The 12,006-nt window shown below is 26.8% G+C and carries 5 protein-coding genes and 2 rRNA genes; 5 read left to right on the forward strand and 2 right to left on the reverse strand.

Going from position 1 to position 12,006, the window contains the following annotated elements; all coding sequences use genetic code 11:
- The first annotated feature begins 953 nt into the window (after positions 1 to 953).
- From MBORA_RS06565 to MBORA_RS06585, 5 genes are all read left to right on the forward strand, one after another.
- The gene (locus MBORA_RS06565) at positions 954 to 3,455 is read left to right on the forward strand and encodes a U32 family peptidase (protein WP_063720418.1); all 2,502 of its coding nucleotides are present in this window, start codon (positions 954 to 956) and stop codon (positions 3,453 to 3,455) included.
- The gene (locus tag MBORA_RS06570) at positions 3,452 to 5,875 is read left to right on the forward strand and encodes a U32 family peptidase (protein WP_063720419.1); all 2,424 of its coding nucleotides are present in this window, start codon (positions 3,452 to 3,454) and stop codon (positions 5,873 to 5,875) included. Before MBORA_RS06565 ends, MBORA_RS06570 begins: the two co-directional genes overlap by 4 nt.
- A 79-nt stretch (positions 5,876 to 5,954) precedes the next feature.
- Complete coding sequence (locus MBORA_RS06575; RefSeq protein WP_063720420.1) at positions 5,955 to 7,880, forward strand: MutS-related protein; 1,926 nt, start codon at positions 5,955 to 5,957, stop codon at positions 7,878 to 7,880.
- Positions 7,881 to 7,916: 36 nt separating this feature from the next.
- Entirely contained in the window at positions 7,917 to 9,563 is a 1,647-nt protein-coding gene (locus MBORA_RS06580; RefSeq protein ID WP_063720421.1) for an ABC1 kinase family protein, read from the forward strand.
- A 377-nt stretch (positions 9,564 to 9,940) separates the two neighbouring features.
- Entirely contained in the window at positions 9,941 to 11,125 is a 1,185-nt protein-coding gene (locus MBORA_RS06585; RefSeq protein ID WP_063720422.1) for an AAA family ATPase, read from the forward strand.
- A 354-nt stretch (positions 11,126 to 11,479) separates the two neighbouring features.
- Here the strand turns inward: MBORA_RS06585 and rrf (MBORA_RS06590) are convergent.
- Both rrf (MBORA_RS06590) and rrf (MBORA_RS06595) read right to left on the reverse strand, forming a co-directional pair.
- Positions 11,480 to 11,597: ribosomal RNA gene (gene rrf / locus MBORA_RS06590) — 5S ribosomal RNA — on the reverse strand.
- A gap of 51 nt (positions 11,598 to 11,648) precedes the next feature.
- Positions 11,649 to 11,766 (reverse strand): 5S ribosomal RNA (rrf, locus tag MBORA_RS06595).
- Positions 11,767 to 12,006 lie beyond the last annotated feature (240 nt).

Genomic DNA, 12,006 nt, shown 5'->3' on the forward strand with positions numbered 1-12,006 from the left:
CAATAGAATTTATGGAAAAACTATTTGAAAAAGAATTCTATAGAATCGTAAATAGAGATTCCTACTATAAAAATTGGATCAGTAAATTCATCATGATTAACTAAAAAATTTTTTGTCCGAAACTATAATTGAACATAGCATTTTTCAACAAAGCTTTTTCCATCTAAAAACCCTTTTCGAATAGGATTTTTAAAATCACCGATAAATATATATTGCTCGCCATCCAACCTAAGATATGGAAGGCATTTGATTTGTGTTTTCATATATAATTATTTGCCTTCCACCCTATATAAACTTATATATACTTTATTTTAACAAAAACAAAATATTAACATTGAAAATTTAATTTAACTAACAACAAGTTATTTAAAGAATAATTAAAAGGAAAAAAAGGGGCTTAAAATATTTGATAAAATTCAAAAAAAATAAAAATTTGAAATAAAAAACACAAATAGTATTTAAAACTTTCGTAAAAATCAAAAATGTAAAATCAAAAAGAAGACCAAATAGACAAAATTGAAAAATTAAACACTATTTATATACAAAAGACCTAACAAATTGACAGTCCCGCATGAGTGAGTACACAAGGCATGTACTCACAATTAATGTTTTAGTGAATAATTTAACAAATACACAAAGAATTGTTAAATCATTTCAAAGGTTTTTACATAGATTTTAATATCTTAATTCTAAATTAGAAACCACTATAACAGTAGATTTAAATCTAACTTACAATCAATGCCATTTATTAAAAAAATATAATAGGTGATAAAAATTTATCACGAGGTTATATTCTTAATATGACAATATAACATATGTTAAAATAATATTTAAACGTTGTTATTTATTAATAAATCATGTTTTATATTAGAAAAATAAGTTAAAAAAAGTTATTTTAAATAATACAAAAAACAGAATTCTAATATTATTAAAGATTTAAGAGTGTAGTGAATATGGTTTTATCGGAATTATTAGCTCCAGCTGGTTCATATGATGTTTTAGTAATTGCTGTTAATGCAGGAGCTGATGCTGTTTATATATCTGGACAAAAGTATGGTGCAAGAGCATATGCTAAAAACTTTACAATCGAAGAAATCGAAAAAGCTATTGAATATGCTCATTTAAATTGTGTTAAAGTCCATGTAACTGTAAATACATTAATAAATAACTTTGAAATTGTAGAAGTTATGGATTACTTATTTAAATTATATCAAATGGGAGTAGATGCTGTTATTGTACAAGATTTAGGAATAATTTGGCTTTTAAAAACATTAATTCCTGATTTAGAGGTTCATGCATCGACACAAATGGGATTAAATAATTATAGCTCCTTTAATTGGGCTTATGAAAACAATATTAAACGTGTAGTGTTTCCACGTGAAGCCGATATAGAACAAATTAAAAAAACATCCCAAAATCTTCAAAATGACAACATTAACATGGATCTAGAAGTATTTGGTCATGGGGCTTTATGTTATTGTGTTTCTGGTAAATGTTACATGTCCTCATACAATAGCGGGCGTAGTGGAAACAGAGGAGCATGTGCCCAACCATGCAGAAGAGAGTATCGTTTAAAATACAGAGGATACAACATTGGAAATGGATTTTTACTATCAACACATGATCTTGCCACTTATGAGAATTTAGAAGCTATTTCAAATGCAGGAATAACCTCTTTAAAACTAGAAGGCCGTATGAAATCTGGAGATTATATTGGAACAATTGTAAACAGTTATAGAAACATCTTAGATGGAAATACTGGAGATTATGCTAAAGATTTGCACCTTGTCTTTAATAGAAAATTTACAAATGGATATATGATGGGAGATAAACCTGGAGACGTTATGGGAAGAGGTAGTTCAGGACATGAAGGACTATACATTGGAGACATTGCAGAAATAAATGGAACTGAAGTTAAAATTGAAATTAAAAACAAAAAAATTCCAATCATATTAGAAGCAGGGGATGGAATTGCGTTTAAATACAATGGAAAAATTAAAGGAATATACTTAGAAAACATCATAAAACAAGATGAAAACGAAATTATTATAGACACTACACGTCTCGTAAAAGTAGGAAGTGAAGTATTTATAAGCTATTCTAAATCCACTCATGACTCATTAAAGCAATTTGAAAAAGAAGAAATTAAAAATAATATTGCTTTAACACTCTCCTTAACATGGGACGAAAATTTATCTCTGTTTACTAAAGTTGAATATTATGTCGATGGGGAATTAATTAATTTCAGACATAAATGCACATCTAAATTTCAAAAAGCTAAAAATAAACCACTAACTAAAGAAAAAATAACCAAGCAACTTAAAAAAACAGGTAACACTCCATTTTTTATTGAACAAATAAAATTTAACAAGATGAGTAATGACTTATTCATCCCAATTAGTGAATTAAACCAAATTAGACGTGAAATACTTAAAGATGCAACCGATTTATTAAAAAAACACTACATTCCAACTAAAAAATCGGTTAAACATGCACGTAAAAGATTAAATGAATTTTATGAAAAATATCAAGAAGAATCAGAGATTCCTAAAAAAAGACCAAAATTATCAATCTTTGTAGATGAGCTATCCCAAATTAAAGCAGCATCTGGATTTGATTTAAAAAGAATCTATTACGATGTAAATTGCCATTATAATAACCCTAAAGATTATTTTGAAAATATTGCAGATTTATTAAAAGAAGCAGCATTGATGAGTTTTGAAAGTGAACTTGTATGGGTATTATCCTCTTTTATCAGTGATGAAGATTTAGTTAAATGCAAAGAGGTTGTAAAAAAACTAGAAAGCGAAGGAATCATAATTTCTATAATGGGCGATTTTCCAGGGCTTGCAGATGAATTTGATTGCCCAATCTATGGAAATCATAATTTAAACGTGTGGAACTCATTTACAGTTAAAAATTTAAAAAAAACAGGATTTAATGGATTAATATTATCTTCAGAATTATCCAGAGAAGAAATCAAAGAAATAATCAATAAAAATGAATGCGAGGATATTGCACTTGAAATGATTGTTAATGGAAACTTAGAAGTTATTGTAAGTAAAGATGATTTTTCAAATCTTAATGATGGTAAAGATTTTATTATTGGAAATAATGCTGATTACGCAATATTAGAAGATAAAAAAAGGAAAAAATTCAAATATAAAATATTATTTGACTACAATAAGCAAAGTCACATCATTAACAAAGATTGTTTATGTTTAATTGAAGAGATGAGTGAAATTAAAGAAATGGGTCTTGATTCACTAATTTTAGATTGCAGATACTCTAATGAACAATACACAACAAGTATACTATCAATTTATAATAAAAGTTTATCACAGGTTAATGATGATGAATTAAGTAAATTCAAATATCAAATAATGGACTTTTCACAATCATATATCAATAAAGGCAATTATATTGAAGGCAGATTACACGAGGCTAGAAAATGAAGATTCCAGAACTACTCGCACCAGTTGGATCTATGGAACACCTTCAAGTAGCAATTAATGCAGGTGCAAGTTCAGTTTATTTATCTGGAAAAAATTATGGTGCAAGAAAGTTTGCCCAAAACTTTACAACAAATGAAATTAAAGAAGCAGTGCATACTTGTCACCTACATAATGTTAAAGTTTATGTAACTGTAAACACCCTAATTAAAGAAGATGAATTAGAAGCAGTTATAAACTATTTATCAGAGCTATATGCAATAGGTGTTGATGCTGTTTTAGTTCAAGATTTGGGACTTATTGAACTGATAAACAAACACCTTCCAAAATTAAAAATCCATGCATCTACTCAAATGACAATAGAAAATCAATTAAAACTTGATTATATTGAAAAAAAAGGTATTAAACGAGTAGTTCTTCCACGCGAAATGAAAAAAGAAGAAATTGAATCACTAAAAACAAATATGGAACTTGAAATATTCGTTCATGGCGCACTATGCTATTCATACTCGGGACAATGCTTAATGAGTAGCTTTAAAGGAGGAAGAAGTGGAAATCGAGGACGCTGTGCACAACCCTGCAGACAAAAATATAAAGTTTCAAATATCAAAAAAGAAGATTACTACTTATCTCCTGTGGATTTATGCCTATATGATAAACTAAAAGAAATCATTGAATTAAATATTGATTGTATTAAAATTGAAGGGCGAATGCGAAATAAAGAATATTTAGCTATTGTAGTAAGCGGTTACAGAAAAGCACTAAATAAATTAAAAAGTAAAAAAGAAATTAAAAACGAAGAAATAAAACTTGTTTTCAATAGAGGATTAAGTGAAGGTAAATTTAGTGGTGAAACTAAAAGAAGCATTCGACCAGGCCATCTTGGTTTAGAAATTGGAAAAGTATATGAAGCCAATAAAAATCAAATTGCTATTAAATTAAACGATGATATAAATACAATTCCTGAAAGAGGAGATGGAATATTATTTATTAAAAATGATAAAGATTATGGAATGGAAATATCACAAAATCCAGTTATCACTACACTAAATCACTTTAAAAAAGGTAAAAATAAACAAATTAAAGATTTTACTCGAAAAAATAAAATATTGATTATAAAAAAAGTAATACAAAATAAAAAAAACACATTTAGTTTAGGCGAATCAAGAGTTTTTCTAAGTAAACGAAATAAATTATTGAAAAAAACAAAAGAAATCGGAAATAAAGGCAATAGCTATATAAAATCCAAATTAACACTAACATTTTCCATTAAAAATAAATATCCTCAACTTAAAGCCAAATTAATCCTTGCAAATAAAAAGGAAATAGAAACACAGGTAACTGGAAATGCACAGTTTGAAAAGCCACTTAAAAAAAGTGTTAGTAGTGAAACTATTAAAAAACAAGTGTCAAAAGTTGGAAATTATCCTTTTGAAATTACACAAATCAATATAAACTATGATGGAACACTATTCATCCCAATTAGCAAAATTAATGAACTTAGAAGAGAGCTATTTGAAAGCCTAGAAGAAAAAATAAATGACGAATACAAACATGAAAATAAAAATATCAAATTAAAACAAATAAAAAATGATAAAACCAACAAAAAAATTAATTTATCTTATTATACTAATAATATAACCGATTTAGATAAAATTAATAATGTAAAAAGAGTTTATTTGGAAATTCCTCCTGAAAATGATTTGCCCATAAATCAATTAAATGAAGGATATAATCTAAACTACATGATTACCTTTTTAAAAGAAGCCATTAAAATTTCACGAACCAAAGACTATGAACTCATTTGGAAATGGCCAGACATTGCTCATGACAACCTAATCAAAACCTTGACAAAAGTTAGAGAAATATTAAATAAAATGCATATAACCCTCCCAATAATGAGCGGAAACTTCAAACATGAATATGGACCATATTCCATGAATATAACCAATAGTGAAAGTGCAAATAGTCTTGAAAATTATAAAATCATAAGTATCTCTCCAGAACTAAGAAAAAAAGATTATGACTCATTAATAATTCATTGCAAAAATCCTGAAAAAATAGAGATATTAGTTCAAGGAAAAATAGAATTAATGAAAACCAGATACAATTTATTATACAAAAAGGAAAATAAAAAAGCAAAAGAAAACACCTACCTAATTGATAAGAAAAACAACAAATATCCAATACATAAAAGTATTTCACAAGAAGAATTAATAATCCTAAATAACAATGAAATCTCACTTTTAGAGGAAATATCCCACCTAATTGCAGCAGGTTATTGTAATTTTTCAATAGATGGAAGATGGAATAGTGAAAAATACTTAAGAATGATTGATATTTATAAATCAGCTATTAATGGTGGAATTCAAAAAAAAGAATTGTTAAAAATCAGCCCTAAAAATACTTTGGGAAATTATTAAATTACTTTTCAATTGCTCTTGGTGATATTGAATAATATATAAAATAAAATAATATAATCTAAAAAAGGGTTTTGGTAAAATGAAAGGAGAAAGAATAACATTGCAAGACATAAAAGGAGTAGGAGATAAACTCTCTGAAAAAATCATAAATAGTCTTGGAGGTGAAGAAGAACTCCAAAAAATAGTTGAAGAAGTTAATGTTGAAAAACTCTCAACAATTGACGGCATAAGTCAAAGAAAAGCAATTGAAATAATGAATCAATTATTAAATAATCCTAATTATGAATTTATTAAAAGTGAAAGAGCTCTAGAAATTTATGAAGACATAATAAACAAGATTTTAGCCTATTCAAACACTACTTATTCAAAAAATAGGATATTACTCCTTTCACCATCAAAAGACATTAAAAAAATTAATAAACAGCTAGATTTTGTAATGAATGCTAAAACACATGTTTCACAACTTCCAATAATAAAGTTAAGAGGATTAATGAAAAATTTAAAAGAAGTTGAAGAAGTAAAAGCAGAATATGATCCCAGTAAAGCTATTTTAGTTGAAAGTGAAGAAGATAATTCTTATCTTACAGATTTAGGATTAAATCAATATTATCCAATTATTACAGCTAGTGATTCACCTCTTTTAAAAGAAGAAATAATGAATTATGATTTAGTTTTTTATGTATATTCACAAGGAATTTTAGATTTCGAAGGAATGCCTAACCTAGTTATGATCAATATTGAAGAAAATGATTATGAAATAGTTCCTGAAAAAGTTATAAACTTTTTTATACAAAACAAAGAACTATTTAACAAAGTTCATGAAATCCAGAAGATTAGAAATAAAGAAAGTGTTCTTGGAGAAATCATACCAATTATTGATGAGTTAAATATAATCGATAAAAGAGAAGTGGATATTGAAAAATTAGTTAATTCTCTTAAAGAAGATATGGATAATGAACTTGAAAAATCTATAAAAAATGTTGATCTTGAAGGAAATGAAATTCTTAACTTATTAAATAATAATTTTCCTCCAAAAATCAGTAAAATATTTGATGAAATTATCAATAAACGAAAAGATATCATTAGGGAAAAAACCGGATTAAGTTTTGATCCATTTTTAAGAAAGTATCCGATTGAAATTGATGATGCAGAAATTCAAAGGGTAACCCTAGAACAATCATCTAAAAAAGAAAATAATATTTTTGATATTAAAAAAAGTGCAGCTGTTCAATTAAATGCAATAAAGCAAAAAGCTATAAAAGAAGTTGAAGATGTAATAAAATTTGACTATGAATTCAGTTTAGGCAGCTTTGCATACGAATATGACTTATGCAGACCTGAATTTAAAGATGAAATTAAACTTAAAGGAGCACTACATTTAGAACTGGCATTAAAAAAAGATAAAGACCATGTTCAAAAAATTAACTATGAGTTAACAAAAAATGAAAATATAGCACTTCTAACAGGAGCAAACAGTGGAGGTAAAACCACACTACTTGAGACATTAACTCAAATTTCAATAATGGCACAAATGGGGCTTCCAGTAAGTGCAGACAATGCTCAAATAAAACTATTCGATGAAATCTACCATTTTTCAAAGAAAAGATCCCTTGATGCAGGTGCTTTTGAATCATTTTTAAATGTATTTATACCAATTGTAACAACAGATAGTGTTAAATTAGTATTATTAGATGAACTTGAAGGAATAACAGAACTCGAAGCAGCTGTAAAAATCATATCCACATTCATTGATATGATTAAAGAATCAAATTCATATGGAATTATTGTAACACATATGGCAAGAGAATTAATGAACTATACAGATATCAGAGTCGATGGAATAGAAGCCAGAGGGTTAGATGAAGAATATAATTTAATAGTAGATAGAACACCAAAAATAAATTTCCTTGCTAAAAGTACTCCTGAATTGATTTTAAAAAGAATTTACGAAAAATCCGATGATGAATTAAAAGTTGTATATTCAAGAATATTAGAAAAATTCTAAAATAATTAAATATAACTTTTAACTAATTTTTTATTAATGAAAATAATAAATAATCCTCAAAATAAAAACATTCAAAGATTAAATGAAATCTACAAGGTTCTTAAAAAAAATGATTTTGGACATTTAATCGAAGAGAACACATTTATTAAAAAATTTCCATTAATGAAAAACGAAAATAAGAAATCTCAAGATTTACTTGATGAATCACTCCCAATTAGAATTAAAAAAGTTTTAGAAGAATTAGGGCCAACTTATATTAAATTAGGCCAAATGTTAAGTACTCGACCGGATTTAGTAGGTATTGAAATTGCAGAAGAACTTGAAAAACTAAGAGATAACACTCCAACCACACCATTTAATGAAATCAAAAAAGTAATCGGAAGTGAACTTGGAAAACCTATAGATGAAATTTATTGTGAAATAGATGAAACACCAATTGGATCCGCATCAATTGGACAAGTTTACAAAGCAAAATTATGCAAAACAAATGAAAAAGTAGCTATTAAAATTCAAAAACCAAAAGCAGAAGAAACAATAAAATCCGATATAAAAATAATGAAATTTCTAGCTGAAAAACTAGATAAATACGTTTATCAAACAAGAACATATAATCTGCCTGCAATTATAAGTGAATTTGAAAGATCAATATTTAAAGAAATTGATTATATTAATGAATTAAGAAATATGGAAATATTATCCAAAAATTTCAGGAAAATACCTTATATACACATACCTAAAACATATGACGAATATTGTACCAAAAAAATCATCACAATGGAATTAATTAATGGAATAGAAGTTAGTAAATTTATAGAAAAGGATTATCCCGGATACGATAAAAAACTTATCGCAAAATATGGTGCAAAATCTTATTTTAAACAAATAATGATTGATGGATTTTTCCATGCGGACCCTCATCCAGGAAATATGATGATAACTGAAGATAAAAAGTTATGCTACATAGATGAAGGTATGATGGGAATATTAGATGATGATTTTAGAGAAAACCTAGCAGAATTAATAATACTTCTAATAAATGGAAACACAGACAATATTATAAATCAACTAATTTATATGGATATCATTACAGTATCACAAAATACGCCTGATCTAAAAGCAGATATTAATGATTTATTAAATAGATATTATGGAAGTAATCTTAAAAACATCAATGGAGGAATGCAAGATCTTCTTAAAGTAATGATCAAAAATAATATAATATTACCTAGAGAATTTGTAATGATAGGAAGAGGCATTGCATTAATTGAAGAAACTGGGCGAAAACTAGATCCCGATTTTAATACAAGTAGTGAGTTAAAGAAACTATCAAAAAACATAATCAAAGATAAATATAAACCTGAAAGATTAATCAAAGTCTCTACAAATTACCTATTACAATTAGAACATTTAGCTAAAAATCTGCCAAACACGATAAACAATACTTTATCAAAAATAGAAGAAGGAAACATCACCGTTAACCTAAAACATGAAAATATTCATAATATAACAAATCAATTATCAATTTCAATTATATTATCAGCAATAATTGTTGGATCATCATTAGCTATTTTAGCAGATAAGGGACCACGATTCATGGACATTCCAGTATTGGGATTAGTTGGTTTTGTGATAAGTGTTGCATTAGGAATTTATATAGTAATAAAATTTATAAGAACAGAATAAAGTTTTGCCTGTATACCTTAATATTTAATACTTATAGCTACTGCAATTGATTTTGATATTTCTTAAAAGAAATTATTAGTGAATAGCTTAAAAAATTACATAGAGTATAAGTTGAAGGCTTAAAAGGTAAAAACTTCTTTTTTAAGTTCCACCTGTATGTCCTTGTCTCAAATAGGGGTGAATTAGGTGGTATATGGGTTTTTCTATCATTCATTGAACAACTTCTTATGATATCACATCACTCTTAATGTGCTAAAATTTTTAGCATGATAAAAATATGCTATAAGTTATAGTATCCATTAAAATTATTAGCATAAATTATATATAATAAATTTTATAATATATACTAACAATTATAGTACTATTGGGGTGGTATATTGACTGATTTACCATGGGGAAACAATCAAAATTTAACAGATGATGAATTTTATAACAGAGAAAATGAATTACACAATATAAAAAATCTTCTAGACTCAACAAGCAAAGGTCATGCACCAAATTTATTATTAACTGGAATAAGAGGTGTTGGAAAAACAGTATTTCTTAAAAAATTAAAAAGGCAATTGGATGACGAATATTTAGTTGTTTATATTGATTTTTCAAAATCAGAATGTTTTCAGAAAAATAAAATGAATATTAATGGATTAATGGAACATTATTTTAAAGAATTGATTAGAGAAGCAAAAAATAAAAAATTAAACACATTAGATAAACAAATAGAAAAATATTTTAAATCAAATGATTTTAAAATTAAAGATTTCATAACCATTGATAAAATACCCATTCCAATTTTTTCAAAAGAAACAAACACCGAAAAGCTTGTTGATTTTGTATTCGATTTACCTGAAAAATTATATGAAAAAAACAAAATTAAAGGGATATTAATATTTATTGATGAATTTCAAATTATCAAAGAATTAAATAAATATAAAGAATCATTTTTATGGAAAATGAGAAGTTATATTCAAAATCAAAGAAATGTAGCTTATATTTTTTCTGGATCAATGAGTTTACAAGATAGGTTAATCTCAGAAATTGCTGGACAAAATGGAGCATTTGGCGGGCGAATAATTTCCATGCATTTAAACCCTTTTGAAAAAGAAACTGTTAAATCATACCTATCTACAAAAGCACCGCAAATTCTATTTACTGATGATGGATTTGATAGATTTTACAAATGTACATCCGGAATTCCATCATATGTCAATATCTTCGCATCACTTCTACCAACCAACCAAGAATTAGATGAAAATCAAATTAAAATATATTTTGACAAAAAGATTCAAGCAATTAGTTCACATTTAATAAATATCTGGACAAGATTAACATTCAGAGAACAAACAATAATAATCATACTTCTTAAAAAACCCCTTAGAAGAATTGATATTTCAAATGAATTAGAAATATCTCCAGGATCATTAAGTAATTACTTAACAAATCTTCAAAACCAAGGATTAATCCTGTTAAATAATAATAAATATGAAATATCCGAACCAATTCTTAAAAGATGGTTAGAACTTGAATTTAGTGAAAAAGGAATCTATCCTTATAAGCAAATTTAAAGAATGAATGGTTAAATAAATCAAAACAAAAGATAAATATTCAATTAAACTATTTATTGGAGAAATCCATGCTTATAGTTTTCAATATTTTCTTTTGCCAGTATACTAACTCTCATGAATCATCGGTAGAATACCCTTCCCTCCTCGAGTAACCCTCGAAACTGGCAGCCTATCTAATGCTGGGTTTCTTCTAATCATAGACAGCATCAACTTCCCTCATAAAAGGACCATTGGCATTAGTCATTTTAAAATGATATGACATTAATAATATATGTTAAAAATAATATTTAACTATTTCTTAATTAATAAAATTATAAAAATAGATTAGAAATAGGACAAATTAGTATGATAATGAGCTTGCGGCGAAATGAAATTCCCATAGAAAACCATAGTACACAAACAAAACACAAAAGGACTTCACTACTGGGATCGAAACGAGACCAGGTATAACCCCCATGCTATGACCGCAATACCCATCATTATGAAAATGAATATAATAAAGTAAAAGATTTGTATATAAAAAGACTTGCAGCGAAATGAAATTCCCATAGAAAACCATAGTACACAAACAAAACACAAAAGGACTTCACTACTGGGATCGAAACGAGACCAGGTATAACCCCCATGCTATGACCGCAATATCTAATATTACAAACCTATATGAAAATTAATAAAATATAATAATCCTGCATTTTCACCCTTACTGTTAACACCTAACCAAATCATTACTAGACTAGAAATAAAGTATTAAAAGAAAAAAAAACAATCTTTCATTCAATAACAAGTCTACTAACGACTTATAAAATAATGCAAGCGAACAATTGGAAGCAGCGGACTCAACAACTCGGAACAATTACCTCGAAGCTTACATCCCTACCCCA

Origin of the sequence: Methanobrevibacter oralis (assembly GCF_001639275.1) — an archaeon.
GTDB lineage: Archaea > Methanobacteriota > Methanobacteria > Methanobacteriales > Methanobacteriaceae > Methanocatella > Methanocatella oralis.